General features: G+C 56.3%; 32 protein-coding genes, 1 tRNA gene and 1 pseudogene. 21 read left to right on the top strand and 13 right to left on the bottom strand.

All coding sequences use genetic code 11. The annotated features are described in order from the left end of the window. Window positions 1–251: 251 nt before the first annotated feature. The gene (locus FPT12_RS24800; protein WP_145021298.1) at window positions 252–1,535 is read right to left on the bottom strand and encodes an FAD-binding oxidoreductase; all 1,284 of its coding nucleotides are present in this window, start codon (window positions 1,533–1,535) and stop codon (window positions 252–254) included. Between the two features lie 184 nt (window positions 1,536–1,719). Between FPT12_RS24800 and FPT12_RS24795 the strand changes: the two genes are divergently transcribed. Next, window positions 1,720–1,796: transfer RNA gene (locus FPT12_RS24795), tRNA-Val, on the top strand. An 809-nt stretch (window positions 1,797–2,605) separates the two neighbouring features. Here the strand turns inward: FPT12_RS24795 and FPT12_RS24785 are convergent. Continuing rightward, entirely contained in the window at window positions 2,606–3,151 is a 546-nt protein-coding gene (locus tag FPT12_RS24785) for an NADAR family protein (RefSeq protein ID WP_145021292.1), read from the bottom strand. A 615-nt stretch (window positions 3,152–3,766) separates the two neighbouring features. Continuing rightward, entirely contained in the window at window positions 3,767–4,288 is a 522-nt protein-coding gene (locus FPT12_RS24780; protein ID WP_145021289.1) for a GNAT family N-acetyltransferase, read from the bottom strand. 228 nt (window positions 4,289–4,516) lie between these two features. Between FPT12_RS24780 and FPT12_RS24775 the strand changes: the two genes are divergently transcribed. After that, window positions 4,517–5,239: a metallophosphoesterase gene (locus FPT12_RS24775; RefSeq protein ID WP_145021287.1), complete on the top strand. Its 723-nt coding sequence runs from the start codon at window positions 4,517–4,519 to the stop codon at window positions 5,237–5,239. Window positions 5,240–5,253: 14 nt separating this feature from the next. Here the strand turns inward: FPT12_RS24775 and FPT12_RS24770 are convergent, their stop codons facing one another. After that, a complete protein-coding gene (locus FPT12_RS24770) occupies window positions 5,254–5,436 on the bottom strand; it encodes a hypothetical protein (RefSeq protein WP_145021284.1) in 183 nt (60 codons plus the stop codon). A 203-nt stretch (window positions 5,437–5,639) separates the two neighbouring features. Between FPT12_RS24770 and FPT12_RS24765 the strand changes: the two genes are divergently transcribed. Then, window positions 5,640–6,188 (top strand): NADPH-dependent FMN reductase, encoded by a 549-nt coding sequence (locus FPT12_RS24765; protein ID WP_145021281.1) that lies wholly within the window; start codon window positions 5,640–5,642, stop codon window positions 6,186–6,188. Window positions 6,189–6,347: 159 nt separating this feature from the next. Beyond that, window positions 6,348–6,548, top strand: a complete 201-nt coding sequence (locus FPT12_RS28125; protein WP_054596642.1) for a hypothetical protein — start codon at window positions 6,348–6,350, stop codon at window positions 6,546–6,548. Here the strand turns inward: FPT12_RS28125 and FPT12_RS27760 are convergent. Both FPT12_RS27760 and FPT12_RS24755 read right to left on the bottom strand, forming a co-directional pair. Further along, on the bottom strand, window positions 6,492–6,761 hold the full coding sequence (locus FPT12_RS27760; RefSeq protein WP_178098885.1) for a hypothetical protein: 270 nt from the start codon (window positions 6,759–6,761) through the stop codon (window positions 6,492–6,494). The genes FPT12_RS28125 and FPT12_RS27760 overlap by 57 nt on opposite strands. Before the next feature lie 37 nt (window positions 6,762–6,798). Continuing rightward, window positions 6,799–7,458 carry an alpha/beta fold hydrolase gene (locus FPT12_RS24755; RefSeq protein ID WP_256676853.1) on the bottom strand — a complete coding sequence of 220 codons (660 nt, stop codon included), beginning with the start codon at window positions 7,456–7,458 and terminating at the stop codon, window positions 6,799–6,801. A 230-nt stretch (window positions 7,459–7,688) separates the two neighbouring features. Here FPT12_RS24755 and FPT12_RS24750 point away from each other — a divergent pair, with 230 nt between their 5' ends. Next, window positions 7,689–8,144, top strand: coding sequence for a DUF2214 family protein (locus tag FPT12_RS24750; protein WP_145021278.1), 456 nt, complete (start codon window positions 7,689–7,691; stop codon window positions 8,142–8,144). A 220-nt stretch (window positions 8,145–8,364) separates the two neighbouring features. Here the strand turns inward: FPT12_RS24750 and csrA are convergent, their stop codons facing one another. Beyond that, window positions 8,365–8,559 (bottom strand): carbon storage regulator CsrA, encoded by a 195-nt coding sequence (gene csrA / locus FPT12_RS24745; protein WP_007920550.1) that lies wholly within the window; start codon window positions 8,557–8,559, stop codon window positions 8,365–8,367. A 250-nt stretch (window positions 8,560–8,809) separates the two neighbouring features. Here csrA and FPT12_RS24740 point away from each other — a divergent pair, with 250 nt between their 5' ends. Then, complete coding sequence (locus FPT12_RS24740; protein WP_145021274.1) at window positions 8,810–9,175, top strand: SPOR domain-containing protein; 366 nt, start codon at window positions 8,810–8,812, stop codon at window positions 9,173–9,175. 14 nt (window positions 9,176–9,189) lie between these two features. Here FPT12_RS24740 and FPT12_RS24735 read toward each other — a convergent pair whose 3' ends face one another. The 3 genes and pseudogenes from FPT12_RS24735 to FPT12_RS24725 form a co-directional block, all read right to left on the bottom strand. Beyond that, window positions 9,190–9,882: an endonuclease gene (locus FPT12_RS24735; protein ID WP_145021271.1), complete on the bottom strand. Its 693-nt coding sequence runs from the start codon at window positions 9,880–9,882 to the stop codon at window positions 9,190–9,192. 4 nt (window positions 9,883–9,886) lie between these two features. Further along, window positions 9,887–10,168 (bottom strand): DUF1654 domain-containing protein, encoded by a 282-nt coding sequence (locus FPT12_RS24730; RefSeq protein ID WP_145021268.1) that lies wholly within the window; start codon window positions 10,166–10,168, stop codon window positions 9,887–9,889. Between the two features lie 197 nt (window positions 10,169–10,365). Further along, window positions 10,366–10,995 (bottom strand): annotated as a pseudogene (locus FPT12_RS24725) (asparaginase domain-containing protein); the annotation flags it as partial. A gap of 264 nt (window positions 10,996–11,259) precedes the next feature. Between FPT12_RS24725 and FPT12_RS24720 the strand changes: the two are divergent. The 8 genes from FPT12_RS24720 to FPT12_RS24685 all read left to right on the top strand — a co-directional run bounded on the left by FPT12_RS24720 (window position 11,260) and on the right by FPT12_RS24685 (window position 18,929). Next, on the top strand, window positions 11,260–11,715 hold the full coding sequence (locus tag FPT12_RS24720; protein WP_145021265.1) for a hypothetical protein: 456 nt from the start codon (window positions 11,260–11,262) through the stop codon (window positions 11,713–11,715). 236 nt (window positions 11,716–11,951) lie between these two features. After that, entirely contained in the window at window positions 11,952–12,905 is a 954-nt protein-coding gene (locus FPT12_RS24715; protein ID WP_145021262.1) for a sugar ABC transporter substrate-binding protein, read from the top strand. Window positions 12,906–12,962: 57 nt separating this feature from the next. Beyond that, entirely contained in the window at window positions 12,963–14,516 is a 1,554-nt protein-coding gene (locus FPT12_RS24710) for a sugar ABC transporter ATP-binding protein (RefSeq protein ID WP_145021259.1), read from the top strand. Further along, window positions 14,513–15,490: an ABC transporter permease gene (locus tag FPT12_RS24705; RefSeq protein ID WP_054596652.1), complete on the top strand. Its 978-nt coding sequence runs from the start codon at window positions 14,513–14,515 to the stop codon at window positions 15,488–15,490. Before FPT12_RS24710 ends, FPT12_RS24705 begins: the two co-directional genes overlap by 4 nt. Window positions 15,491–15,493: 3 nt before the next feature. Further along, entirely contained in the window at window positions 15,494–16,513 is a 1,020-nt protein-coding gene (locus FPT12_RS24700; RefSeq protein ID WP_145021257.1) for a LacI family DNA-binding transcriptional regulator, read from the top strand. A 23-nt stretch (window positions 16,514–16,536) separates the two neighbouring features. Continuing rightward, window positions 16,537–17,454, top strand: a complete 918-nt coding sequence (gene rbsK, locus FPT12_RS24695; protein ID WP_145021254.1) for a ribokinase — start codon at window positions 16,537–16,539, stop codon at window positions 17,452–17,454. Further along, entirely contained in the window at window positions 17,451–17,855 is a 405-nt protein-coding gene (gene rbsD, locus FPT12_RS24690) for a D-ribose pyranase (protein ID WP_145021251.1), read from the top strand. Before rbsK ends, rbsD begins: the two co-directional genes overlap by 4 nt. Window positions 17,856–17,900: 45 nt before the next feature. Further along, complete coding sequence (locus tag FPT12_RS24685) at window positions 17,901–18,929, top strand: nucleoside hydrolase (protein ID WP_145021248.1); 1,029 nt, start codon at window positions 17,901–17,903, stop codon at window positions 18,927–18,929. A gap of 42 nt (window positions 18,930–18,971) precedes the next feature. Here FPT12_RS24685 and FPT12_RS24680 read toward each other — a convergent pair whose 3' ends face one another. Further along, window positions 18,972–19,175: a hypothetical protein gene (locus tag FPT12_RS24680; RefSeq protein WP_054596657.1), complete on the bottom strand. Its 204-nt coding sequence runs from the start codon at window positions 19,173–19,175 to the stop codon at window positions 18,972–18,974. A gap of 128 nt (window positions 19,176–19,303) precedes the next feature. On the opposite strand from FPT12_RS24680, the gene FPT12_RS24675 reads away from it, so the two are divergent. After that, on the top strand, window positions 19,304–19,609 hold the full coding sequence (locus FPT12_RS24675; protein WP_145021245.1) for a hypothetical protein: 306 nt from the start codon (window positions 19,304–19,306) through the stop codon (window positions 19,607–19,609). 163 nt (window positions 19,610–19,772) lie between these two features. Next, window positions 19,773–20,087, top strand: coding sequence for an I78 family peptidase inhibitor (locus FPT12_RS24670; RefSeq protein WP_145021242.1), 315 nt, complete (start codon window positions 19,773–19,775; stop codon window positions 20,085–20,087). A gap of 72 nt (window positions 20,088–20,159) precedes the next feature. On the opposite strand, the gene FPT12_RS24665 is transcribed toward FPT12_RS24670, so the two are convergent. Together FPT12_RS24665 and FPT12_RS24660 are read right to left on the bottom strand one after the other, a co-directional pair. After that, window positions 20,160–20,372 carry a cold-shock protein gene (locus tag FPT12_RS24665; RefSeq protein WP_003179963.1) on the bottom strand — a complete coding sequence of 71 codons (213 nt, stop codon included), beginning with the start codon at window positions 20,370–20,372 and terminating at the stop codon, window positions 20,160–20,162. Window positions 20,373–20,666: 294 nt separating this feature from the next. Next, window positions 20,667–20,966, bottom strand: a complete 300-nt coding sequence (locus tag FPT12_RS24660; RefSeq protein WP_145021239.1) for a hypothetical protein — start codon at window positions 20,964–20,966, stop codon at window positions 20,667–20,669. 385 nt (window positions 20,967–21,351) lie between these two features. Here FPT12_RS24660 and thrS point away from each other — a divergent pair, with 385 nt between their 5' ends. From thrS to pheS, 5 genes are all read left to right on the top strand, one after another. Beyond that, window positions 21,352–23,274: a threonine--tRNA ligase gene (gene thrS / locus FPT12_RS24655; protein ID WP_145021236.1), complete on the top strand. Its 1,923-nt coding sequence runs from the start codon at window positions 21,352–21,354 to the stop codon at window positions 23,272–23,274. Further along, a complete protein-coding gene (gene infC, locus FPT12_RS24650) occupies window positions 23,274–23,825 on the top strand; it encodes a translation initiation factor IF-3 (protein WP_169843736.1) in 552 nt (183 codons plus the stop codon). The genes thrS and infC overlap by 1 nt, the downstream gene beginning before the upstream one ends. A gap of 60 nt (window positions 23,826–23,885) precedes the next feature. Then, entirely contained in the window at window positions 23,886–24,080 is a 195-nt protein-coding gene (rpmI, locus tag FPT12_RS24645; protein WP_002553160.1) for a 50S ribosomal protein L35, read from the top strand. Between the two features lie 29 nt (window positions 24,081–24,109). Further along, on the top strand, window positions 24,110–24,466 hold the full coding sequence (gene rplT / locus FPT12_RS24640) for a 50S ribosomal protein L20 (RefSeq protein WP_007905879.1): 357 nt from the start codon (window positions 24,110–24,112) through the stop codon (window positions 24,464–24,466). Between the two features lie 109 nt (window positions 24,467–24,575). After that, window positions 24,576–25,592: a phenylalanine--tRNA ligase subunit alpha gene (gene pheS / locus FPT12_RS24635; RefSeq protein WP_007905876.1), complete on the top strand. Its 1,017-nt coding sequence runs from the start codon at window positions 24,576–24,578 to the stop codon at window positions 25,590–25,592. Window positions 25,593–25,605: the final 13 nt, after the last annotated feature.

Genomic DNA, 25,605 nt, shown 5'->3' with positions numbered 1-25,605 from the left:
TACCGGCCTGTCACGCCGGGGGTCGCGGGTTCGAGTCCCGTCCGCTGCGCCATATCTGCCTCAAGGCCTACTGAACGCCTTGAAGCTACGAAGAAAGCCGCTGGCTACTTCGAATCGATAGCAAAGACCCTGGTCGAAAGGCCGGGGTTTTTTGTTTCTGGAATTTGATTTTCGCTATTTCAAAGTGACGCTCACGTTCTCCTCTGCCAAAAAAACCGCCTGTGCAGGCGGTTTTTTGTGAGCGCGATAAATCAGAAATCGAACGTGTCTCGCAGGCCGTAATACCAGGCGCCGAGCGCGGCGAATGGCGTACGCAGCAGTTGGCCGCCCGGGAAAGGGTAGTGCGGCAGGTCGGCAAAGGCATCAAAGCGCTCTGCCTGGCCGCGCAAGGCTTCGGCCAGGACTTTGCCTGCCAGGTGCGTGTAAGTTACGCCATGGCCGCTACAGCCCTGGGAGTAATAGATGTTGTCGCCCAGGCGTCCGACCTGCGGCAAACGCGACAAGGTCAGCAGGAAGTTGCCGGTCCAGGCGTAATCGATCTTCACATCCTTGAGCTGCGGGAAGGCCTTGAGCATCTTCGGTCGAATGATCGCTTCGATGTTCGCCGGATCCCGAGCGCCGTACACCACGCCGCCACCAAAGATCAGGCGCTTGTCGCCAGAAAGGCGGTAGTAGTCGAGCAAGTAGTTACAGTCCTCGACGCAGTAATCCTGTGGCAACAGACTCTTCGCCAGCTCATCGCCCAAGGGTTCGGTGGTGATCACCTGGGTGCCGCACGGCATTGATTTGGCGGCCAGCTCTGGAACCAGATTGCCCAGGTAGGCGTTGCCGGCGACGATGATGAATTTGGCCCTGACCTTGCCTTGAGGCGTATGCACCGCCGGATTGGCGCCACGCTCGATGCGTATGGCGGGTGACTGCTCGTAAATGGTCCCGCCCAGCGACTCGACGGCCGCAGCTTCGCCCAGGGCGAGGTTAAGCGGGTGGATGTGGCCGCCGCTCATGTCGAGCATGCCGCCCACGTATTGGTCGCAGGCGACGACCTCGCGAATGCGGCGCTTGTCCAGGAGTTCCAGCTGAGTGTGGCCGTAGCGCTCCCACAGGCGCTTCTGCGATTCCAGATGGCCCATCTGCTTGCTGGTGATCGCTGCAAACACGCCGCCGTCTTTCAGGTCGCACTGGATCTGGTATCTGGCCACGCGGTCGCGAATGATCCTGCCGCCTTCGAAGGCCATTTGACCGAGCAATTGCGCTTGCTTGGGACCGACGCTGCGTTCGATCACATCGATATCGCGGCTGTAGCTGTTAACGATCTGGCCACCGTTGCGACCCGAGGCGCCGAAGCCGACTTTGGCTGCCTCCAGGACCGTCACCCGAAACCCGCTCTCCAGCAGAAACAATGCGCTGGACAGGCCGGTATAGCCCGCTCCAATGACGCAGACATCAGTCTCTACATCATCCTGTAACGATGGGCGCGCCGGGGCGGCGTTGGCCGACGCCGCGTAATAGGATTCCGGGTAGGGGGTGTTCGCCATCCTGCAGCCTCTGTTTAATATATTTTACGAGTGCTCCGATCCTACCTGAGTTAAAAATCGACTGCCAGCTACCCGGAATATCTTCTTTGCCCTACCAAAATTAAATATTTTGCATATTCATAGGGTTAGGTGAAAAAAAGGTGTTGACACCCCTACGGAATTCCGTAGAATGCCGCCTCACAGCAGGCACGTAGCTCAGTTGGTTAGAGCACCACCTTGACATGGTGGGGGTCGTTGGTTCGAGTCCAATCGCGCCTACCAAACAAAATCCGCTCTGCTGGGCGGTCTAGAAGGGCTCACCGAAAGGTGAGCCCTTTTTTGTTGCTTCGCGATAGCGTCGATGGGAAACACGACGGAAAAGTAATAAGGAAATTACGTGCTACGCAAGCTCATCTTGATTTTTGCCATGTCACAACTGAGTGGCTGCGCCTGGCTTGGGGCCGTTACGAACCCTCCGTATGATTGCTATGACGGTGTCAAGGGTGAATACGTGTTCGCGCAGTTCGTCGGTCCGTTTGTACTCATCGACTTACCATTCACTTTCGTGGCCGATACGGCTTCACTACCTTTTTGCTGGTACTGACCAACATGCGCCGCTGGCATCTTGGCGGGCGCTTGCAAATCTCTATAAGTTGCAGTTTACGCTGTCCGGCTCCAGTGCTGATGTCGCGATAAACGACCTTGCCAATTGGATGGTTTGACGCAGGTCTCGGAGCGCTATTTTTTTAATCTGTCTCGCGCCGCTTACCGCGTCATTTGCCAGTTCGGTCAACACTTCGACAGCCGTATGGGGTATCCCATCGTGGGCAGGCTTTCGTGCCTGTCTGTCGCCGGTCGCCAGTAGTGGCAGCGCGATTTTGTTCACCTGACTTTCTCTCGCCCCACAGGTGTGGCCAGGGCTGACCTCCCAGCGAATCCTGAGGCTCAAAAAAGCCCGCACATGGCGGGCTTCATATTGCGGCTTGATAGATCCTGGAAGGGTGGAGTAGACCGTGGGTCTTGCTCCGCGCCTTGTGTGCAGCGGAGAGAACGAAAATGCGGAACACTTCGAGGCCCCATTAACGGGCAAATTAGGTTTCGTCGCGGACCTGCATAAGCGCGAACCCCAGCAGATTCAGGCCTCGCCACAGGTTGGGGTTGCTCGCGTTTTCGTCGTCCTGGGCGAGCCCGATGCCCCAGATGCTATCAACCGGACTTGCCTCAACTATGATGCGAGAACCGGTCTCCTTGAGGAAAGCGTTCAACTCCGGGTTTTGGGAGAACTTGGCTTGGTTGGCCCGGACGACAATTGCATATCTGTGTTGCAGCCAATCGTGATCGTTGAATCCGCGCACGTTACGGCCAAGAGCTTTGGCTGCGTTGGGGGTTGGAGCTTGAAGCACTTGAGCACGAATTTCTTGATCGCCGAACAAGGCTGCCTTCTCTGCCATCATGAAATGTTCGGCAGTTGGGTAGCGTTGCCCCTCGACAATGAATTCGGCGTTGAACCACTGGCTAAAGCACGAAGATGTAATTCCACTCTTGCTTCGCTGGTGTCCCCAGAAAAAGGCATATTTCAGCTCCTCTCCAGAACTGAAGCGGGAGCGGAGATCTTCTAGATACTTAGAATCGTGCAATGAGGCTTCCTCAGCAATTGGTATTTGATGTGAGAGGTTTACCACGATGCATCAAGGTAAATCTCGATTGAAGGGTTTACTTGCGCTTGGCTGCGTATCCAGTGCTGGAAAACTCAACTGATCAGGCATGAGTTAGCAGAGGTATGACTCACCCACATAGGTAACAAAACGGTTCAAGCACATAGGTAACAGTTTTTAACTGGCACTGGTCGATTCCGAGGATCTGACCATACCTGGGCTGGGCGTGGGAATGTATTTGAAGTGGCGCGTTAAGTCGCGACACGTTTCGCGAATAGGCAAAGTGTGTGGCGAGCTGTGCTAATCACCAAGACTTACGACCTTGTCACAGTGGGAGCACTGAATGAATTTTTCCGTGAAGATTTCATGTGGCAATAACGCACGACTAATTAGCAATCCATCCCCTGTGGCCCTGCTGCATGGGCAGGCGCACAGCGAGATGATGTGAGCTGTCTGCCAGCCTTTAAATGGTTTAATTTGTAATCCCGCCAGCCTGCGCGCTGTACGATGCCGCCTGTGTTATCTGCGCCAGTATTTCAAGTACCAGAGTAATGCTATGACAACCAAGCAACCCGACTGGGAGGCGATCGAATGCGCCTATCGGGAAATGTCGCAGCACATCACAACCATTCCGATCTCGGTCTTGTCGGTGCTAAATGGGATCTCGCCTAGTACTTCGAAGCCGAAGCCCTCGTAGAAGCGCCTCGCGCTGGCGTTGGTTTTTAGTACGTCGAGCCAAATGAAATGCTCTTTACGATCTTTGGCAAGTTGGCGGATGAATTGCAGAAGCTGTTTCCCGTAGCCTTTGCCTGCCTGGGTCTTGAGGAAGTAAATTTTTTGGAGCTCCGCACCGGCCTTGCCGGTAATCGGCATTGGCTTCGACCAGTTAACCTTTGAGAACCCTACCGCTCTGTCGTCTTCATCGAGGGCTATGAGCCAACAGTGATGTGTGGGTGCCCTTATCGATTCCTGAAGCGCTAGGACTGAAAAGTCTTCACTCAAGAAATGCTGCATGCCTGAGGGGCTCCAGATGTCGGAGAAGTGGTCCCGATACGTCTCTATGCCGATATCACGAAGTGCGTGGATATCTTCAATGGTCGCCTCTCGAATTTTGATCACTGTCTCGCTCCTTGCGTTGAGTTGATCTCGACCAATACCTACAACGCGCCGGTATTTCAAGTATTAGGTAGCCCATGGACAGGCCCCCCCCTGCGCTACACCTTCGGGTCAGCATTTGCCTTCGCAAATAGCTGAGTTCGAAGCCTTCGAGGGGGTAGCATAAGAGTCGCAGGCGAGGCGAATACACTGGATTGAACAGAGCCTCAAGATGATACCGGGGGTGGCAGCATGACCCAGGTTCGGCGTTTCACAATCAACACCGCGGGCCACGACTTTGCCGTGGGTGATATTCACGGCCATTTCACCAGGCTTCAGGCAGCACTTGATGCCGCCGGCTTCAACCCCGCAACTGATCGCCTGTTCAGTGTTGGCGATATGGTCGACCGTGGCCCCGAATCTACCGACGTTGATGTGTGGCTGGCCAAGCCGTGGTTCTTTGCCGTGCAGGGCAATCATGAGCAAATGGCGGTCGATGCTCATCGGCTCAGCCATAAAGGCCAGGCCAGTTACCTGCACATGATCAACGGCGGTGCCTGGCTGTACGGTCTGTCCAGCACGGAGCAGGCCTTCTATGCCGATCTGTTCGCCGAGCTGCCTATCGCAATCGAAGTAATGACGCCTATGGGGCCGGTAGGGATAGTGCATGCCGATTGCCCGTTCGATGATTGGGCGCAAATGCTTGGCGCCCTTGAGCGGGAGCAAGGCGCGATGCAGCGTAGTGTTCAGACGATCTGCCAGTGGTCGCGTTCTCGCATTACCAGCGAAAACGCTACTGGCGTCAGTGGCATCAGGGCCGTGATCGTCGGTCACACGGTGGTCCTTCAGCCTGCGGTGCTGGGCAATGTCTATCACATCGACACTGGCGGCTGGATGGGCGGCCATTTCACGCTGATTGATCTGGCTACTCTCGAGTGTATGCCAACGGTCAATCCAGAAATGCGCGGCCGGTAAGTGGGTTACAACGCTCAGGAGGCTGTGTACTCGAGATACAGTCTTTCGAGAGCCTCTTGGTACTTATCTCCTGTTAAGGACTTTTTCAGGGTTTCCACGACTTCGAGTGCTGAAGCTGCAGCCAGGGCTTCGTTATCTCCCCGGCTTGCAGCGCGCAGTCGTGCTGCTGCAATGATCGCGTCTTCAGTCGTTTGCATGGTATTGCCCTCGAAATGCATCGGTTTCACTGATGCCGGCAGTCCACAATTAATTCTACCCCCGAGATCTGCCATGACAACGGGCTGCCTGACCGCGAGGCAATCGAGTACGCCTGCCGATCGGGATTGCTCTTGCGCTAAAGATGGCTTTGGCCTGCGTATGCGACAATTCATCCGTCCACCAAGTCATGGAGCGTATACACATGGTGCAACTGCTTGCAATCTCAGGAAGCCTTCGCGCAGCCTCTTCAAACTCCGCGCTACTGCGTGCTGCCGAGAGGCTCAGCCCTGAAGGGATGTCGATCAGGCACTACCTGGAGGTGGGTCAATTACCTCACTTTGATCCGGATCTGGCTGACGATCCGCCGCAGATCGTCGCAGAGTTGCGTGGGATTATTGCCGAGGCAGACGGCATTCTGATTTCGTGCCCTGAGTACGCTCGTGGAATTCCGGGGTCGTTCAAGAATGCACTGGATTGGCTCGTGGCCAGTCAGGACTTTCCCGGCAAGCCGGTAGCACTTTTCAATGCATCTCCACGAGCGAGTCACGCCCAGGCGGCACTCAAGTTAGTGCTGGAAACGATGTCCGCGATTATTGTCGAGCCCGCCTCGATAACAGTCGACTTGCTGGCTAAAGGAATGGATGAGGCAGACATCGCAGCGAGCCCGCAGATCAGTCAGCAAATCGTTTCGGCCTTGGGCGCATTCAAAAATCAAATTGAGGGTGGTCTTTCTGGCACTGCTCCTGTCTGAGTCCGAATGTTTTTGGCCGATTGCCGATACTCGGAATGACAGCCTGTCGGGATCGACCTACGGTTGTTGGGGCGGCGCGCGCCAACTGCCAACTCAAGTGCGGCATGTGCGTGGTTCGGGCGTAAAATAGCAGGGCTACCTCATCAAAAGGAGCCGCATATGAACTCCGACCAAATGAACAGACGTACGGCTGGAGAAAGAGTCGTTTGGGATCAGTATTTTTGTGCTGCGCTGATAGCCGAAAGCAATCTCACGGCGCCGACGATAGGGGGCTCGAAGTCGAGTCACGATGAGTGGCAGAGTCTATTGGTCGACAGGGCCAGGATTCTCGCTGACAAGATGATGGAACACCGGCAATAAACTGAGCCCAGCCATCGTGCTGGGCTCTTCACATGCGTCGGTAACGACCATCGCGCAGGCGAAAAAAAACCCGCAGGTGGGCGGGCTTTTGATCGATAGGGGCGTTGATCCTTCAACTGCCACAAGTGTGCTCTGCGGCTCATGCCCAATCAACTGAATGGCGACGAAACGCAGAAATAAAAAATGCAGTATCGAGGCGTTGGCCGCGAGCATAGGCAACGCGCGTCGAGTTTCTGTCGGGGTCGAAGTCTCACAGGCTGCTCACGAACGCTTTGATGCTTTTTGTGGCGTTATGAGGCGCTGCCTGAAGTGCGCAATGTGGAGCGACCAGGTCGGTTATCCGTATATCCGGTTTGAGCTGCGAGATCAGCGCAGAGGCTGTCGCAAGTACCAGTCGATCATGAGTTGCGCGCAAGTAAAGGGTTGGAACGCTGACACACGCGAGCTCTTTTGCCACGTCGACAGTCAGAACGGCGCGTAACCGTGCACGCATCACCGAAGGTGTGACCAGCGATATTGCCCGATGCAATGAACGGCGTAGCGCAGGGGTGGAAAAATGCCCCAGTAATAGTGTGCTGATCAAGCCGATAGGCACAGGGTGCAGTGGCAGGATATCCAGCAGAAAACTCAAGCCACGTAGTCGCGGTCGCGGGTTACGTACAAACGTGCTGCACAATACAAGCCCTTTGAGTTGAGAGGGTTGCAGCGCTGCCAGTGAAATGGCAATCGGTCCCGAGAACGATTCGCCAAGCAATATAAAAGGGCTGTCGGTTGGCAATGCCTTGAGCACTATTGACTGCAGTTCGGCATAACTCAAGGGCTGGTCGTTGGGATAACTCACGACGAGCGTGTTGAATTGCCCTTCCAGTGCCGAGAGTAAAGGTTCGAACAGTTCGCCTGTGCCATCCATCCCCGGGAGGAGAACCAGTGTAATTGTTCCTGAGGTATTCATCCGTGATGAGCTCATGCTCCGTTATCCCTGGATTGAGTGTGTGCATTCTCGCCGATATTAACGTGTTCCCGGTTTATAAATAGCGGGCTTTCCTTGAGGGGCTCCGAGGCGCTTGTGAGCGAAGCGAGGCGTTTTGGACTACTACTGACAGGCCGATTATTTATCGTCTTGAATGGGGGGGTAATTCGATGCTGGTTCACTGGTTTCTCGCCGCGGTCCATCTGTTGGCTTATGCCCTGGCGCTCTGGGGTGTTCTGACGCGTGGCATGGCTTTTCGTCGGGTGGGGGCGGAGGGCGCGGGGGCTCGAAGTGTTTTGCTGGCAGATAACTTTTGGGGAATCTCTGCATTGATTCTTCTGGTTACCGGCGGGATCCGTGCCTTTGGCGGGTACGAAAAGGGGGCGGACTATTACCTGCACCAACCGCTGTTCCATCTGAAAATGACTTTATTCGTCATCATCCTGCTGCTTGAGATTGTACCGATGGTGGCCTTGATCAAGTGGCGGATCGCTTTGAGTCGAGGTTCGCAGATTGAGGTCGGGCGGGTCCGTCTCTTTGCGCGCATCAGTCATATCGAGGCGCTGTTGATTATCTTGATGGTCGTGGCCGCGACAGGCATGGCACGAGGTGTGATGTTTGGATAGTCGGCTAGCGTTGCGCGATGACTTGGTGTGTCCAGGCCGGCTGTGAGGTTTTCACCGGGCTGAAACCGAATCGTCTGACGGTAAGGCTCATGGCGATGTCGTTAGTATCGGTATCACCGGTGCTGCGCCGTTGTCAGGGAGAAGGGCAGGGATAGGCGCGCAGAATCTTTAGCCAGCCGTTGCCGTGAGAGAAAAGGCTGGCTACTGATTGCTGACGGGCTCAGGGGGTTTCGCGCTTGTCCGGCGCAGTAAGTCCCGCCTGAATACGTTGGTAGATTTCTTCGCGATGCACCGCAACGTCTTTCGGGGCATTGATGCCGATTCTGACCTGCTGGCCGCTAACGCCCAGAATAGTGATGGTGATGTCATCACCGATGTTTATGCTTTCACCGACTTTGCGGGTGAGTATCAGCATGATCTTCTCCTTGATAGCTTTGTAAGGGCACCTGACTCAGACAATGCAGATGTCGGTAGTACCTATAGATTAGTGCGAAGTGTCACGGTTTGGGTGCCTCTTTCTGACGTGCAGACGCTGCATTAATTCCCAAGGTGCGACTATACAGAGGCGAGAAACATCATTCTCGTTGTTTTGAGGCCTGTGTACTGGGTCGCGAAGCATTTTCGGGTGATAAAATCCCGGCTTTTGGCATTCAGAGGGGAAGGTTGTGCGCAAAATGGCGTTGGTGGTCGCGGTATTGGTATTGGCCGGATGTGGTCAGGAAAAGGCCGGGGAGTCGAAAAAAACTCAGGCGCCGGTTGTTTCTGCGCCCGCTGTGGCAGCTGCCCCGCAATGGGATGTACTGGTTCGGGGCGAGACCGTGCAGGCGATCAGCGATCTCACTGGCTGGCTGATCGAACACAGTTTTGTTTCCTACGTGGTCACGCAAGACGGTAAACAGCGGGTGCTGGTCGGGCCGTTCAACTCGAAAGCCGAAGCCGAGGCAAGGCAGGTCGAGCTGACCGCGGCGCTGGCCAAGGCGAAGAAGATGAATATCGAATCAATGGTCATTGAGCACAGCACGGCTCAGTAATTGACGCCACCTGATTAACCGCAAGCCTTCATGTTGACGGGGCCGACGAACTCATTGCCGCGCCCCATCACGCACGCGACGCGCTGATTGCGTTGGCGCTCCCAGCTTTGTGCCGGGTAAGTCTTGTTCCAGGCTTCGTAGAGTTGCCGATCCTGTTTGGACAGTCGCAAACCGTATTGCTTGCTCATATAGAAATAAGTGCGAGCGATCATCCCGCGAATGGACGGGCGGGGCATGACCTTCTTGGCCTTGAAGTCGACCTGGGTCAGGCACGAACCGTATTGCCCTGATTGCACGGGGAGCCAGCCGAAGCTGAAATTGCTGCGGTCCCCGTTCACCTCGCCGATGCTTGGCACCAGGTTGTGCAAGTCGGCCTCGGCACGCTGATAGGTCGGGTCGTGACGTGTGCAGTTCTGGCGACCACCCTGTTGCCAGCACTGGCGTTGGTGACCGATTTGCCATGCCGGAACAATGTGCTCCCATTCGATGCGTGCAGCGCGCTTGGCGTTTTTACGTGGCACGTACCCGCAGGCTTTGAGGTCGACCCGATTGCCCGTGTATTTGCAGCCACAATAGAACTCGGTTGACTGTGGGGCGTAGAGTATCCAGGCGACCTTTTTTGCTTCGTTGAAAGTGCGTGGCGCATCCGCCTGAGCGCTGATGACAACGAAGAGCAACAACAGCAAAGCAAAACAGCGAGCAGTCATTGACTCAATCTTCCTTCGGCACAACCCAGAAAATCTGCACGCCGCCATCGTCGCGATAAGCGAGGGTGACGTTGTCGTTCTCGGCGATTTCCTCGAGCAAGCGTTCCCATTCATCTACCGGCTCGTCGGGGAGGCGGAAGATCAAGGCGGCCTTGGCTTTTTGGGCGGTAGGGGAGTTGATGATTTTCTGAACGCGCAAACCGAGTCGTTCGTAAGAGCCTGGAGGGTTAGTCGCTGCTGAAGAGGTCGTGGCCACGGGGTAATCCTTATTTGGCTGTACGTGCATACAGTATTTAACTGTAGGCGATTTCGCAACTGCTTAAAGTTCAAGAAATTCCTCTGACAGCGAATTTTTCCGTTTGCTGTAAACCGATTGGTGATTATTCAGAAGTAATGGCAGGGAAGGCGGGAGGGTAGATCACTCGCCCGAGCGGGCGAGTGGGGGGGGCAAGCGTCCGACCGGATCCGGCCGGACGCAATGAATCAGTACTCCCAGAACATCCGTTGCAGCTCTTTACTGTCCGACGTCTTGGTCAGTGCAACCATCGTCAGGATGCGGGCTTTTTGCGGGTTCAGGTCATGCGCAGCGACCCAGTCATACTTGTCGTCTGGCTGTTCGGCGTTGCGCAACACAAACCCGCCGGCATTGACGTGGGAAGAGCGAATGATCTGCACGCCATCCTTGCGCAGTTCCTGCAAGGTTGGAACCAGGCGCGAAGATACCGAGCCATTGCCGGTGCCGGCATGGATGATGGCTTTGGCGCCAGACTTGGCCAGGGCCTTATAAGCAGTGCCGTCGACATCGCCATAGGAATAGGCGATTTCGACGTCAGGCAGGCTCTTGATGTTTTTGATATCGAATTCCGAATCCATTGTGTGGCGCTTGGCTGGCAAGCGGAACCAATAGGATTTGCCTTCGATCACCATGCCCAATGGGCCCCATGGGCTTTTGAACGCTTCGGTCTTGAAGTTGACCATTTTGCTGACATCACGACCCGAATGAATTTCGTCGTTCATGGTGACCAGCACGCCTTTGCCGCGAGCATCTTTGCTACCCGCTACGGCGACGGCGTTGTACAGGTTGAGCATGCCGTCAGCCGACATCTGCTCGCCGCGAACATTGGCCAATTGGCTCAGTTCTTGGATTTAAAATTCTTTTAACATTTTGATTTATATAGATTTATATCTTTTGTGCGGTGGCGCTCAAGGCGATAGTCGTCCGGGTTTCCGAATATGTGCGATGGAAGTTTTCGGCTATCCGAAATCTCCTACAGCGTAAATCTAGGATTTCCCACATTTTCGAAGGGCATTAGTGCTAAAGAAAGCCGCTCAGAGGTCGATGATCCTTTCAGGATCATTTTTTGTGCAGGAGCTCATATGTCCATTTCAGTAGGTTTTCCAAACGCAGGCGGCATCACGATTGGCGGCAAGTCGCTCGCTACGATCAACGCATTGAACGACGCGAGGGCAGAGGCCGAGACACAACTGACGACTGGCAAGGAAGGTGACAGCAAGCAAGTCAGGACAGGCCCGGTAGGGCAAAACCCAGGCACGGAGACCCAAGCGGATGACGGTGGTAACCAAAGCATCACGGTGAAGATGCTGCTCAAGCGCATGAAGGAACTGCAAGAACAATTGCGCCAGCAGCAACAGCAACTGGCGGCGGCCCAGGCTGCGTCATATCCAACGCCGGAAGCCAAGACCACCGCGGTCATGGCGATTCAGGGGCAGATCGGTGAAACCAACGGTGCGCTAATGGAGGTGACCGGCAATCTGGTCAAGGAACTGGCCAAGGGGGCCGGTAGCGGATCGGTAGTCAACACCACGGCATAATCGGCATTGCCGTTTTTTTCGCCAACCAGACCACAAAACGGTTTTTTCTGACCGTTGACAAATGTCAGCAGGGTTCGCATAGTTCGGTCTAAGCAAACGTTTGCGCGATCCGGTCGACGGTTTGATCCCAGTTGGCCGGCAATCCTCGTTCCCGCGTATCAGAGCGCCGGTGAGCGGATTTGAAGCGTATGCAGTGCAAGCGTTGCTCACAATAATCATAAGAACGGAGTGAACTCATGAAGCTGCCATTCGCTGGACGTCTTCTCGCTGTCGCTATGCTGGCTGCCGCATCCGCCGCTTTGCCCCTCTCTTCGGCGTTCGCCGACACTGAAAAACCTAAAGTCGCGCTGGTCATGAAGTCCCTGGCCAACGAGTTCTTCCTGACCATGGAAGATGGCGCCAAGGCGTACCAGAAAGATCATCCTGCCGATTTCGAGTTGATCTCCAACGGGATCAAGGACGAAACCGACACCGCCAACCAGATCCGCATTGTCGAGCAGATGATCGTCTCCAAGGTTAATGCGTTGGTAATTGCGCCAGCGGATTCGAAAGCGATGGTGCCAGTGATCAAAAAAGCCGTCGATGCGGGCATCACGGTCATCAACATCGATAACCAGCTCGACCCGGCTGTGCTCAAAAGTAAAAACCTCAGTGTGCCCTTCGTAGGTCCGGACAACCGCAAAGGTGCGCGTCTGGTCGGCGAGTACCTGGCAAAACAGCTGAAAGCCGGTGACGAAGTCGGCATCATCGAAGGCGTTTCTACCACCACCAACGCCCAGGCACGCACCGCAGGTTTCAAGGACGCGATGGAAGCGGCGCAGATCAAGGTTGTGTCCCTGCAGTCCGGCGAGTGGGAAATCAACAAGGGCAACCAGGTTGCCTCGTCGATGCTGAGCGAATACCCGGAAATCAAGGCACTGCTGGCCGGTAATGACAGCATGGCGGTCGGCGCCGTTTCGGCAGTGCGCGCAGCAGGCAAGGCGGGCAAGGTACAAGTAGTGGGTTACGACAACATCAACGCCATCAAACCGATGCTCAAGGATGGCCGCGTCCTGGCCACTGCCGACCAGTTTGCAGCCAAACAGGCGGTGTTCGGCATCGAGACTGCCCTGAAAATGCTCAAGGGCGAAAAGGTCGACAGCGGCACCAACGGCGTAATCGAAACTCCGGTTGAGCTGGTTACCCAGTAATCATTCTGGCGACACAACGGCGCTCGCTCGCAAGGGCGAGCGCATGGAGAGTTTTTTATGTCAGTTTGTGCCCCGAACGCGGTCCTTTCGGTCAGCGGTATCGGCAAGACGTATGCGCAACCGGTATTGACCGGCATTGACCTGACGCTGATGCGTGGTGAAGTGCTGGCGTTGACCGGTGAGAACGGTGCTGGCAAAAGCACGCTCTCGAAAATCATTGGCGGGTTGGTCACTCCGACCACCGGCCAGATGCAATTCCAGGGGCGCGATTACCGTCCTGGCAGCCGAACCCAGGCTGAAGAACTGGGCATTCGCATGGTCATGCAGGAACTCAATCTGCTGCCGACCCTGTCTGTCGCAGAGAACCTGTTTCTCGACAACCTGCCAAGCAATGGCGGATGGATCAGTCGCAAGCAACTGCGCAGAGAGGCAATCGCCGCGATGGCTCAGGTCGGGCTTGATGCGATCGATCCGGACACGCTGGTCGGTGAGCTGGGGATCGGTCATCAGCAAATGGTCGAGATCGCCCGCAACCTGATCGGCGACTGCCATGTCCTGATTCTCGATGAGCCGACAGCGATGTTGACGGCTCGCGAAGTCGAGATGCTCTTTGAGCAAATCACCCGCCTGCAAGCTCGTGGCGTGGCGATCATTTATATTTCCCATCGGCTGGAAGAGCTGGCGCGGGTTGCTCAGCGCATCGCGGTATTGCGTGACGGCAATCTGGTCTGCGTCGAACCGATGGCCAATTACAACAGCGAGCAACTGGTCAATCTGATGGTCGGCCGCGAATTGGGCGAACACATCGATCTCGGTCCACGACACATCGGTGCGCCAGCCCTGACCGTCAAAGGGCTGAGCCGTTCGGACAAGGTTCGCGATGTGTCTTTCGAGGTGCGCAGCGGCGAGATTTTCGGAATTTCCGGATTGATCGGGGCAGGGCGCACGGAGCTGCTGCGGCTGATCTTCGGTGCCGATGCGGCAGACAGCGGCACAGTCGCGCTTGGTTCACCGGCGAAAGTGGTGAGCATTCGTTCGCCCGCCGATGCGGTCGGTCATGGCATTGCCCTGATCACCGAAGATCGCAAAGGCGAGGGGCTGCTGCTGACTCAGTCGATCAGCGCCAACATCGCCCTGGGCAATATGCCGATGATCTCCAGTGGCGGCATTGTAAATGCACGTGACGAGATGGCGCTGGCGCAGCGTCAGATCGACGCGATGCACATTCGCAGCTCCAGTCCTGCGCAGCTGGTTTGTGAGTTGTCGGGCGGCAATCAGCAGAAGGTGGTGATTGGCCGCTGGCTTGAGCGTGAGTGTTCGGTGCTGTTGTTCGATGAGCCGACTCGCGGCATCGATGTCGGTGCCAAATTTGATATTTACGCGTTGCTTGGCGAGTTGACGCGTCAGGGCAAGGCGCTGGTGGTGGTGTCCAGTGATCTGCGCGAGCTGATGTTGATCTGCGACCGTATTGGCGTGTTGTCGGCCGGACGCTTGATCGACACCTTCGAGCGCGACAGCTGGACGCAGGATGATTTGCTTGCCGCCGCTTTTGCCGGCTACCAAAAACGTGATGCGTTGCTCCATGAAGCGGCGCCTAGGGATCTCCCATGATAACTGCACTGTCTGCTGGCAAACGTAGTAGCAATTTTTACGGCCTCGGTACCTATCTGGGCCTGGCTGGTGCCTTGCTGGCGATGATTGCGCTGTTCTCGGTCTTGAGCAGCCATTTCCTCTCTTATGACACCTTCAGCACGCTGGCCAATCAGATTCCGGACCTGATGGTACTGGCAGTCGGCATGACGTTCGTGTTGATCATCGGCGGCATCGACCTCTCGGTGGGGTCGGTGCTGGCCTTGGCGGGCTCGACTGTCAGCGTGGCGATTCTCGGCTGGGGCTGGAGTGTCTTGCCGGCTGCGCTGCTGGGCATGGCCGCGGCAGCAGTGGCCGGGACCATCACCGGTTCGATCACCGTGGCCTGGCGCATTCCGTCGTTCATTGTTTCGCTGGGTGTGCTGGAGATGGCTCGCGGCGTTGCCTATCAGATGACCGGCTCGCGCACGGCCTATATCGGTGATGCCTTTGCCTGGCTGTCTAATCCGATCACCTTTGGTATTTCACCGTCATTCATTATCGCGTTACTGGTTATCTTCATCGCCCAGGCGGTGTTGACCCGTACCGTGTTCGGCCGCTACCTGATCGGAATCGGCACCAACGAGGAAGCTGTGCGTCTGGCGGGTATCAACCCAAAACCATACAAGATCCTGGTGTTCAGCCTGATGGGGTTGCTGGCGGGTATTGCCGCGCTGTTCCAGATTTCGCGTCTGGAAGCGGCGGACCCGAATGCCGGTTCCGGCCTGGAGCTGCAAGTCATCGCTGCCGTGGTGATCGGTGGCACCAGCCTGATGGGCGGTCGTGGTTCGGTGATCAGCACCTTCTTCGGCGTCCTGATCATTTCTGTACTGGCTGCCGGACTGGCGCAAATCGGCGCGACCGAACCGACCAAACGCATCATTACCGGCGCGGTGATCGTGGTCGCGGTGGTGCTGGACACCTACCGCAGCCAACGTGCAAGTCGACGGAGCTGAATCATGGCGACTATCAAGGATGTAGCAGCGCTCGCGGGGATTTCCTACACCACGGTTTCCCATGTGGTGAACAAGACCCGGCCGGTCAGTGAAGAGGTTCGGCTCAAGGTCGAGGCCGCGATCAAAAGCCTGGATTACGTGCCCAGTGCGGTGGCGCGCTCGCTCAAAGCGAAAACCACCGCGACTATCGGTCTGCTGGTGCCCAACAGTCTCAACCCGTACTTCGCGGAATTGGCCCGTGGTATCGAGGATTACTGCGAGCGTAACGGTTATTGCGTGATCCTCTGCAACTCCGATGACAACCCCGACAAGCAGCGCAGTTACCTGCGCGTGCTGCTGGAAAAACGCATCGACGGGCTGATTGTCGCGTCCGCCGGCGGCGATAGCGGGTTGGCGCAAGGGCTGGCGGGCGTGCGCACGCCGATGGTGATCGTCGACCGTGGCTTGGAGGGACTCGATGCGGACATGGTACGCATCGATCATGAATACGGTGCTTATCTTGCGACCCGGCATTTGCTCGAGCTGGGCCATCGCGACATCGCCACTATTGGCGGTCCGGCACATACCAGCGTGGCGCAGATGCGTCTGGCAGGTTACTGCCGGGCCTTGAAAGAGGCAGGCGTCGAAGTGCCGGGAGAATGGATGCTCGAAAGTGATTTCACCAGCATCGGCGGTTACAACGCGGCGACGATGTTGCTGGAAAAGCACCCGCCCAGCGCAATTTTTGCCGGTAACGACATGATCGGTATCGGCGTACTGCGGGCCGCCGCCGAGCGCAATATCCGGGTGCCGAGCGAGCTTTCGGTCATCGGTTTCGACGATATTCAGATGAGTCGTTATGTCTATCCGGCGCTGACCACCGTCGGCCAGTCGATCCTGCAGCTTGGCGAAATGGCTGCGGAGGTACTGTTGCGACGGATCGCGACACCCGAACTGGCGACCGATCAGCGGATCGTGACGCCTAGCATTGTCATGCGAGAGTCGACCGCGCCGCTGGCCGGCGTATTCGACCAATACCGCTGAAGCGAATTGATGAGTAGGGATGTATGCCAGCAAAAGTAGTGGTTGTAGGCAGTCTGAACATGGACCTGGTGACCCGCGCCCAGCGGTTGCCACATGCCGGAGAAACGCTGCATGGCGAGTCGTTTGCCACCGTGTCGGGCGGCAAGGGTGCTAACCAGGCGGTCGCGTCTGCCCGGCTGGGTGCGCGGGTGTCGATGATCGGCTGCGTGGGTGACGATGCTTATGGCGAGCAATTGCGCGCAGCGCTGCTGGCAGAACAGATCGATTGTCAGGCGCTGACATCGGTCGAGGGCTCCAGCGGCGTGGCGCTGATCGTGGTCGATGACAACAGCCAGAATGCGATTGTCATCGTTGCGGGCGCCAACGGTCAGCTGACACCTGACATGGTCGCGGGGTTCGATGCGGTGCTTGCAGCGGCCGACGTGATCATCTGTCAGCTTGAAGTGCCGATGCACACGGTTGGTTATGTCCTCAAACGCGGTCGTGAGCTGGGCAAGACGGTGATCCTCAATCCGGCGCCGGCAACGAGCCCATTGCCGGCCGACTGGTATTCGTCAATCGATTACCTGATCCCCAATGAAAGCGAAGCGTCGGCCCTGAGCGGTTTGCCGGTGGACTCTCTGGAGAGCGCCGAGCTGGCCGCGAGCCGATTGATCGCCGCCGGTGCCGGCAAGGTCATCATCACGTTGGGGCCCCAGGGTTCATTGTTTGCCAACGGGCAGGGCTGCGAACATTTTCCGGCACCCAAGGTCAAGTCCGTCGACACCACGGCGGCCGGTGACACCTTTGTCGGCGGTTTTGCCGCGGCATTGGCTGCTGGCAAAAGCGAAGTCGAGGCCATTCGTTTTGGTCAGGTCGCGGCAGCCTTGTCGGTGACGCGGGCCGGCGCACAACCCTCGATTCCTTCCTTGTCAGACGTACAGGCCTTCAAAGCATCATGAAAAAAACACCCTTGCTCAATATCGCGTTGTCGCGGCTAATTGCCTCTCTGGGGCACGGCGACATGCTGGTGATTGGCGATGCCGGTCTGCCGGTGCCGCCTGGCGTTGAGTTGATCGACCTGGCGTTGACCCAGGGCATTCCGGACTTTGTCAGTACCTTGCGCGTCGTACTCAGTGAAATGCAGGTGGAAAGCCATGTGCTGGCGGAAGAAATCCTGCTCAAGCAGCCGCCGGCGCTGCAGGCGATCGACGAGCTGACGGCCAATGCCGCGATGGGCCAGCGGCGGTTGCTGAGTCATGAAGAATTTAAAGTCCTTAGCCGACAGGCGCGGGCGATTGTTCGTACGGGCGAATGTCAGCCGTACTGCAACATCGTGCTGGTCGCAGGGGTGACTTTCTAGTCCGCCATATCCCGATTCGATTTATCCACGCACAAGGAGTGCGCTATGTACCGCTATGCTCAACGACTGCACCACCTGATCCGGAGTCTGCTGCTTTTGTCCTTGCTCACCGCTACAGGCGCCCACGCGGCGGAAAAAATTGATCTGATCATCGACACCGATCCAGGTGCCGACGACGTAGTGGCGCTGCTGTTTGCCCTGGCATCGCCCGAAGAACTGAATATTCGCGCACTGACAACCGTTGCCGGTAACGTGCGCCTGGACAAAACCTCGCGCAATGCGCGGCTGGCCCGCGAGTGGGCAGGGCGTGAAGAGGTGCCGGTTTATGCAGGGGCACCGAAACCGCTGATGCGCTCGCCGATCTATGCCGAGAACATTCATGGCAAGGAAGGCCTGTCGGGTGTCACGGTGCACGAGCCGAAGAAAGGTCTGGCCAAAGGCGATGCAGTCACTTACCTGATCGATACTTTGCGCGCGGCCAAACCTCACAGCATCACCATTGCAATGCTCGGGCCGCAGACCAACCTGGCGCTGGCGTTGATTCAGGACCCGGAAATCACCCAGGGCATCAAGGAAGTGGTGATCATGGGTGGGGCGCATTTCAACGGCGGCAATATTACTCCGGTGGCCGAGTTCAACCTGTTCGCCGACCCGCAGGCAGCTGAAGTGGTCCTCAAGAGCGGCGTCAAGCTGACCTATCTACCGCTGGACGTCACTCACAAGATTCTGACCAGTGACGCTCGCCTGAAGCAGATTGCTGCGCTGAACAACAATGCCAGCAAACTGGTGGGCGATATTCTCAACGAATACGTCAAAGGCGACATGGAACACTACGGTATTCCTGGTGGCCCGGTGCATGACGCCACGGTGATCGCGTACCTGCTCAAGCCCGAACTGTTTACCGGTCGTGCGGTGAATGTGGTGGTCGACAGTCGCGAAGGGCCAACCTTTGGCCAGACCATTGTTGACTGGTACGACGGTCTGAAAGCCCCGAAGAACGCGTTCTGGGTCGCGAACGGCGATGCTCAGGGCTTCTTTGACTTGCTGACGACGCGTCTCGCCCGTCTCAAGTAAGTTATGTCCCCGCAGGTGCCAGCCTGCGGGGTTTTACTCCCTTTACGTGTGGGCGGCGCCCATATCGTCGATGGGGTACTTCTCGAATACCTGCTCGATGAATTGTTGAGCGGCTTTCGTGCCCAAGTCCTTGACCAACAGGTCTATGCCAATGATTGCCAGCTCTTCCGGGGTGCTGGGGCTGTAAGAGCTGTGGCCTTGAGGCCAGCTGACTTTGATATCGGCGTCGATGGTCACGGTGGTCATAAATGTCTCGCGAGGTCGGGAAGTCTGTCCGTTGAGTTAACCACCTTGCGCAGCTTTTGGCACTCCGACTTAGGCATGAACGGAGGGCTATGCGACACTTGGGCTTTGTAGATTTCAAGGACAGTGCTGTGCAGATCGATTTGAATACCCCGGACGGTTTGACGCTTGAGGCTGTGCGCCAGCTGCTAGCGTCTGCCAGCGACGATATGCATACCCAGTTGCGGGTCAGCAAGTCAGGTATTGCCTACATTTCGTCGGGTGTTGTCGGCGGAACGGATATTGACGGGCTGCTGTTTCGCCTTGAGACGTGGGCCAAAGGCTCCGGGTATGTAGGCATGGTTGCCGCCAGTGATGAGGTTTGGGTCATGCAGATATTCAACGCATTGAAACAGAACTGGCCGAAACCGCCCTTTGATTACATTGATATCTACTGAGCCTGCTCATATTCAGTCACGATTGCGCACTGAACAGCAGGGGATAGCTCAGGCAAACTTGCGTGTTTGACGGCTTTGAGGGCGGGGGATGTCACTGACCATGAAACCAAACGCCCAAACGGCTGTCGCACGAATTCAGTTCAACTATTGAAAAGGAGGCGTCATGCCTTGGAAGCTCGCGTCATTGGGTACTTTGCTGGCCGCCGTCATGTTGGCGGGTTGCAGCAGTACCTCCGAGTCGGCAAAAGACCCTGTGGTAGCCGGGGCCGGTAATGGCCGTTGTGAGGCAAAGGCTGCCGAATTCACCATTGGCAAAAAAGCTTCGCCAGAGTTGCTGGAACAGGCCCGCACACGTTCCGGGTCGCAGACTGCACGAGTCCTCAGGCCGAACGACATGATCACTCTGGAATACCGTTCGGATCGTTTGAATCTCAACACCGACGCCAACCTGGTGATTACCCGCGTCAACTGCGGCTAATCGCTTCAGGCTTTGGTTGCGCCCATAAAAAACCCCGTCACATGGACGGGGTTTTTTTAGTGCGCCAGGAAATTACTCTGGGCGAACTTGTGCAGCTTGCATACCCTTTTGGCCTTTCTCAGCCACGAAGGAAACGGTTTGGCCTTCTTTCAGGCTTTTGAAACCGTCGCTTTCGATAGCTTTGAAGTGTACGAACAGGTCGTCACCGCCACCTTGAGGAGTGATGAAGCCGAAGCCTTTTTCATCGTTGAACCATTTAACGGTGCCGGTTTGGCGATTAGACATGGTGTATCTCCAAGAAACATATATTTTCAGTAGTACTGTGCTGCTCAGGCCAACTGGGCACACCGGAGTATCATAGTCGAAATGTTCGATTTGGGAGCCCCCCGGACGTGCTGTTTGCCTTCGTATCGCCTGTTCTTTGTCGTTGTGTATGGCTGGAAGCCCCGGTTTAAAAGGCCTGCAGCCAAATACATGACCTGTAAAAAAAGCTGTAAAAGCTGCGTAATTTGTCTGAAATAGCGGTTTTTTGGCTATTTTCTACTCGCCAAAGGCGTTGTTTTTCAGCCCTGCGGCAGCTTATTTAACGACTCTGCAGGCCGCAATGGCGTCCAGCGCCTTGGTTCGCAGCTCCGCACTCGGCTGTTTCGTCTTGCTCATCAGCTCGCTGATTTCGGCCGTTGTAAACTTCTCGTTCAGCTTGTCCGCGCCACAGGCACAATGCTGTTCGGCTGTCTTCTGGTCGACGCTCTGACTGGCGGCACCAACGCAGTCCTTCATATAGCTTTCGCGAACCCCGGCAGGCCAGGCAGCCTGCGCGCTCAGCGGGAGCAGCATGATCAGTGGGGAGGCAAGGGCGATAAGGCGGATAAGACGCATAGCTGGAACTCCGTGAGGTCGATAATGTGTGGCGATTCTCAGCCTATTTGAGGTGGGTCGTACATCTCAAGTTCACTTTTTGATGCAAAAGCCCTGAATTCGGCGTTGGACAAACAAGGTCGCGTCGACGACCGTTCATCTGTGCTAGGATCCAGCGCTTGGGTATTTTCAGGCTCTGGACGATCTGTTCGCCAGTAGCGGCCAATACCCGAATAACCCTGATTTGATCTCCAGTCACTCTGGTTCGGTTCCCGGTTGGCCGCAAGGCTCCTGCCGCTGTAAGGCAGGCGTTCATTATTGAATGGCCTGGACTGAGTCGCGTACTGGCTGCTCATCCCAACCCACGTGACCTTTGGTAGGGGTCACCACTAGGAGAGGAGGCGCCATGCCCACTATTACTCTTCCCGACGGCAGTCAACGTTCCTTCGATCATCCGGTTTCCGTAGCCGAGGTCGCCGCATCCATTGGTGCCGGTCTGGCCAAGGCCACCGTGGCCGGCAAGGTCAACGGCAAACTGGTTGACGCCAGCGATGTCATCGACAGCGACGCGACCCTGCAAATCATCACGCCCAAGGATGAAGAGGGAGTGGAGATCATTCGCCACTCTTGCGCTCACCTGATTGGCCACGCGGTCAAGCAGCTGTACCCGACGGCGAAAATGGTGATCGGTCCGGTCATCGATGAAGGCTTCTATTACGACATCGCCTACGAGCGTCCTTTCACTCCGGACGACCTGGCGGCGATCGAGCAGCGCATGCACCTGCTGATCGAAAAAGATTACGACGTCATCAAGAAAGTCACTCCGCGCGCCGAAGTGATCGACGTGTTCACCAGCCGCGGCGAAGACTACAAGCTGCGCCTGGTCGAAGACATGCCGAACGAACAGGCCATGGGCCTGTACTATCACGAAGAATACGTCGACATGTGCCGCGGTCCGCACGTGCCGAACACCCGCTTCCTGAAATCCTTCAAGCTGACCAAGCTGTCCGGCGCCTACTGGCGCGGCGATGCCAAAAACGAGCAACTGCAGCGCGTTTACGGCACTGCCTGGGCTGACAAAAAGCAACTGGCGGCTTACATCCAGCGTATCGAAGAAGCTGAAAAGCGCGACCATCGCAAGATCGGCAAGCGTCTCGGCCTGTTCCATACCCAGGAAGAAGCGCCGGGCATGGTTTTCTGGCACCCGAACGGCTGGACCCTGTACCAGGTGCTCGAGCAGTACATGCGCCAGGTTCAGCGTGAAAACGGCTACCTGGAGATCAAGACCCCGCAAGTGGTTGACCGTAGCCTGTGGGAGAAATCCGGGCACTGGGCCAACTACGCCGAGAACATGTTCACCACGCAGTCGGAAAGCCGCGACTACGCGATCAAGCCAATGAACTGCCCTTGCCACGTGCAAGTGTTCAATCAGGGCCTGAAAAGCTACCGTGAACTGCCGATGCGTCTGGCCGAATTCGGTGCTTGTCACCGTAACGAGCCGTCCGGTGCGTTGCACGGCATCATGCGCGTGCGCGGGTTCACCCAGGACGATGCGCACATCTTCTGTACTGAAGAGCAGATGCAGGCCGAATCCGCCGCGTTCATCAAGTTGACCATGGATGTCTACGCCGATTTCGGCTTTACCGACGTCGTAATGAAGCTGTCCACTCGTCCGGAAAAACGCGTCGGCTCCGATGAGTTGTGGGATCGCGCAGAATCCGCGCTGGCCGCAGCCCTTGATAGTGCGGGCCTGCCGTACGATCTGCAGCCAGGCGAGGGGGCTTTCTACGGCCCGAAAATCGAGTTCTCGCTAAAAGATTGCCTCGGTCGTGTCTGGCAATGTGGTACCTTGCAGCTCGATTTTAACCTGCCGATCCGTCTGGGAGCCGAATACGTCTCCGAAGACAACAGTCGCAAGCACCCGGTGATGTTGCACCGGGCGATTCTGGGTTCCTTTGAGCGATTCGTCGGGATTCTGATCGAGCATTACGAGGGCGCGTTCCCTGCGTGGCTGGCTCCGACTCAGGCAGTGATCATGAATATCACTGATAAACAGGCAGATTTTGCCGCTGAAGTTGAAAAAACTCTCAATCAAAGCGGTTTTCGTGCCAAGTCTGACTTGAGAAATGAAAAGATCGGCTTTAAAATCCGCGAGCATACTTTGCTCAAGGTTCCCTATCTCTTGGTTATTGGAGATCGGGAAGTCGAGATGCAGACTGTCGCTGTGCGTACTCGTGAAGGTGCTGACCTGGGCTCGATGCCCGTCGCCCAGTTCGCTGAGTTCCTCGCGCAAGCGGTTTCCCGGCGTGGTCGCCCAGATTCGGAGTAATTATTATTAAGCGTGAAATGAGACAAGATAAACGAGCTGCACCGAAAGCCCCGATCAACGAGAATATCTCGGCACGCGAGGTTCGGTTAATTGGCGCTGACGGCGAGCAGATTGGCATCGTCTCGATTGATGAAGCGCTTCGTATTGCTGAAGAAGCCAAGCTTGATCTGGTAGAAATCTCCGCAGACGCAGTCCCACCGGTTTGCCGTGTGATGGACTACGGCAAATCGATCTTCGAAAAGAAGAAGCAGATTGCTGCGGCGAAGAAAAACCAGAAGCAGATTCAGGTTAAAGAAATCAAGTTTCGTCCAGGGACGGAGGAAGGGGATTACCAGGTAAAACTGCGCAACCTGGTACGTTTCCTGAGTGACGGGGACAGGGCCAAGGTATCCTTGCGATTCCGCGGCCGTGAGATGGCCCACCAGGAGCTGGGGATGGAACTCCTCAAGCGGGTTGAAGGTGACCTGCTCGAGTACGGTTCGGTCGAACAGCATCCTAAGATGGAAGGACGCCAGCTGATCATGGTCATCGCCCCGAAAAAGAAGAAGTAATCAACAGGGCACGGCAGGCCTTGCGATTATGTTTATCAACTGAATGCGGAGTATCCGAACATGCCAAAGATGAAAACTAAAAGTGGTGCTGCTAAGCGGTTTCTGAAAACTGCTAACGGTATCAAGCACAAGCACGCTTTCAAGAGCCACATCCTGACCAAAATGTCGACCAAGCGTAAGCGTCAACTGCGCGGTAGCAGCTTGCTGCATCCGTCTGACGTGGCAAAAGTCGAGCGCATGCTGCGCCTTCGTTAATTTTTGGTTAAGAATAGAGGAAGTAACTCATGGCTCGTGTAAAGCGTGGCGTCATTGCCCGTAAACGTCACAAAAAAATTCTGAAACTTGCTAAAGGCTACTACGGCGCTCGCTCGCGCGTATTCCGTGTTGCCAAGCAAGCGGTAATCAAGGCAGGCCAATACGCCTACCGTGACCGTCGTCAGAAAAAACGTCAGTTCCGCGCTCTGTGGATCGCTCGTATCAACGCTGGTGCACGTATCAACGGTCTGTCCTACAGCCGTTTCATCGCCGGCCTGAAAAAAGCGTCCATCGAGATCGACCGTAAGGTTCTGGCTGATCTGGCAGTGAACGAAAAAGCGGCGTTTGCTGCGATTGTCGAGAAAGCTAAAGCCACCTTGGCTTAAGTACCCCCGACAGTCACCCGGCCTCACCTCTGTGGGGCCAGGTGTTAAACGTCATAAATAGGGGAAGAGCCTTCAAGCTCTTCCCCTATTTTGTATCTGGAGTCTGTACATGGAAAACCTGGATGCGCTGGTCTCTCAAGCACTAGAGGCTGTGCAAAGCGCTGAAGATATCAATGCCCTGGAGCAAATCCGGGTTCACTACCTTGGCAAAAAGGGTGAATTGACTCAGGTGATGAAGACCCTGGGGAATTTGCCGGCAGAAGAGCGTCCGCAAGTCGGCGCCCTGATCAACGTTGCCAAGGAGCGTGTCACAGAGGTTCTCAATGCGCGCAAGGCACTGTTTGAAGAGGCCGACCTGGCCGCCAAACTGTCCGCCGAATCCATTGATGTGACCCTGCCTGGCCGTGGTCAGACCTCCGGTGGTCTGCATCCGGTTACTCGCACTCTGGAACGTATCGAACAGTTCTTCACCCATATTGGCTACGGCATTGCCGAAGGCCCTGAGGTCGAAGACGACTATCACAACTTCGAGGCGCTCAACATCCCAGGCCATCACCCGGCCCGGTCGATGCATGACACCTTCTATTTCAATGCCAACATGTTGCTGCGCACCCATACCTCGCCGGTACAGGTCCGCACCATGGAGTCAAAACAGCCGCCGATCCGCATCGTCTGCCCAGGCCGTGTGTACCGCAGCGACTCCGATATCACCCACTCACCGATGTTCCACCAGGTCGAAGGCCTGCTGGTCGACCGCGATATCAACTTCGCCGACCTGAAAGGGACTATCGAAGAGTTCCTGCGTGTGTTCTTCGAAAAAGAACTGGCAGTGCGTTTCCGTCCTTCGTATTTCCCGTTCACCGAGCCGTCCGCCGAAGTCGACATGGAATGCGTGATGTGTAGCGGTAAAGGCTGCCGCGTCTGCAAGCAGACTGGCTGGCTGGAAGTGATGGGCTGCGGCATGGTTCACCCGAACGTGCTGCGCATGTCCGGGATCGACCCGGAAGAGTTTTCGGGCTTTGCCTTCGGCATGGGCGTTGAACGTCTGGCCATGCTGCGTTACGGCGTGAACGACTTGCGTCTGTTCTTCGACAACGACTTGCGGTTCCTCGCGCAATTTCGCTAGTCGTAACGAATTC

The sequence above is a fragment of the Pseudomonas sp. H3(2019) genome (genome assembly GCF_007713465.1).
In the GTDB taxonomy this organism is placed as follows: domain Bacteria; phylum Pseudomonadota; class Gammaproteobacteria; order Pseudomonadales; family Pseudomonadaceae; genus Aquipseudomonas.
This window is presented reverse-complemented; position numbering and strand designations above follow the sequence as displayed.

Bases quoted from the DNA above. Each gene is read 5' to 3' on its own strand.
- FPT12_RS24800 (WP_145021298.1), bottom strand. From the start codon at position 1,535: ATGGCGAACACCCCCTACCCGGAATCCTATTACGCGGCGTCGGCCAAC.
- FPT12_RS24775 (WP_145021287.1), top strand. From the start codon at position 4,517: ATGACCCAGGTTCGGCGTTTCACAATCAACACCGCGGGCCACGACTTT.
- FPT12_RS24770 (WP_145021284.1), bottom strand. From the start codon at position 5,436: ATGCAAACGACTGAAGACGCGATCATTGCAGCAGCACGACTGCGCGCT.
- FPT12_RS24765 (WP_145021281.1), top strand. From the start codon at position 5,640: ATGGTGCAACTGCTTGCAATCTCAGGAAGCCTTCGCGCAGCCTCTTCA.
- FPT12_RS28125 (WP_054596642.1), top strand. From the start codon at position 6,348: ATGAACTCCGACCAAATGAACAGACGTACGGCTGGAGAAAGAGTCGTT.
- FPT12_RS27760 (WP_178098885.1), bottom strand. From the start codon at position 6,761: ATGCTCGCGGCCAACGCCTCGATACTGCATTTTTTATTTCTGCGTTTC.
- FPT12_RS24755 (WP_256676853.1), bottom strand. From the start codon at position 7,458: ATGGATGGCACAGGCGAACTGTTCGAACCTTTACTCTCGGCACTGGAA.
- FPT12_RS24750 (WP_145021278.1), top strand. From the start codon at position 7,689: ATGCTGGTTCACTGGTTTCTCGCCGCGGTCCATCTGTTGGCTTATGCC.
- csrA (WP_007920550.1), bottom strand. From the start codon at position 8,559: ATGCTGATACTCACCCGCAAAGTCGGTGAAAGCATAAACATCGGTGAT.
- FPT12_RS24735 (WP_145021271.1), bottom strand. From the start codon at position 9,882: ATGACTGCTCGCTGTTTTGCTTTGCTGTTGTTGCTCTTCGTTGTCATC.
- FPT12_RS24730 (WP_145021268.1), bottom strand. From the start codon at position 10,168: ATGCACGTACAGCCAAATAAGGATTACCCCGTGGCCACGACCTCTTCA.
- FPT12_RS24720 (WP_145021265.1), top strand. From the start codon at position 11,260: ATGTCCATTTCAGTAGGTTTTCCAAACGCAGGCGGCATCACGATTGGC.
- FPT12_RS24715 (WP_145021262.1), top strand. From the start codon at position 11,952: ATGAAGCTGCCATTCGCTGGACGTCTTCTCGCTGTCGCTATGCTGGCT.
- FPT12_RS24710 (WP_145021259.1), top strand. From the start codon at position 12,963: ATGTCAGTTTGTGCCCCGAACGCGGTCCTTTCGGTCAGCGGTATCGGC.
- FPT12_RS24705 (WP_054596652.1), top strand. From the start codon at position 14,513: ATGATAACTGCACTGTCTGCTGGCAAACGTAGTAGCAATTTTTACGGC.
- FPT12_RS24700 (WP_145021257.1), top strand. From the start codon at position 15,494: ATGGCGACTATCAAGGATGTAGCAGCGCTCGCGGGGATTTCCTACACC.
- rbsK (WP_145021254.1), top strand. From the start codon at position 16,537: ATGCCAGCAAAAGTAGTGGTTGTAGGCAGTCTGAACATGGACCTGGTG.
- rbsD (WP_145021251.1), top strand. From the start codon at position 17,451: ATGAAAAAAACACCCTTGCTCAATATCGCGTTGTCGCGGCTAATTGCC.
- FPT12_RS24685 (WP_145021248.1), top strand. From the start codon at position 17,901: ATGTACCGCTATGCTCAACGACTGCACCACCTGATCCGGAGTCTGCTG.
- FPT12_RS24680 (WP_054596657.1), bottom strand. From the start codon at position 19,175: ATGACCACCGTGACCATCGACGCCGATATCAAAGTCAGCTGGCCTCAA.
- FPT12_RS24670 (WP_145021242.1), top strand. From the start codon at position 19,773: ATGCCTTGGAAGCTCGCGTCATTGGGTACTTTGCTGGCCGCCGTCATG.
- FPT12_RS24665 (WP_003179963.1), bottom strand. From the start codon at position 20,372: ATGTCTAATCGCCAAACCGGCACCGTTAAATGGTTCAACGATGAAAAA.
- FPT12_RS24660 (WP_145021239.1), bottom strand. From the start codon at position 20,966: ATGCGTCTTATCCGCCTTATCGCCCTTGCCTCCCCACTGATCATGCTG.
- thrS (WP_145021236.1), top strand. From the start codon at position 21,352: ATGCCCACTATTACTCTTCCCGACGGCAGTCAACGTTCCTTCGATCAT.
- rpmI (WP_002553160.1), top strand. From the start codon at position 23,886: ATGCCAAAGATGAAAACTAAAAGTGGTGCTGCTAAGCGGTTTCTGAAA.
- rplT (WP_007905879.1), top strand. From the start codon at position 24,110: ATGGCTCGTGTAAAGCGTGGCGTCATTGCCCGTAAACGTCACAAAAAA.
- pheS (WP_007905876.1), top strand. From the start codon at position 24,576: ATGGAAAACCTGGATGCGCTGGTCTCTCAAGCACTAGAGGCTGTGCAA.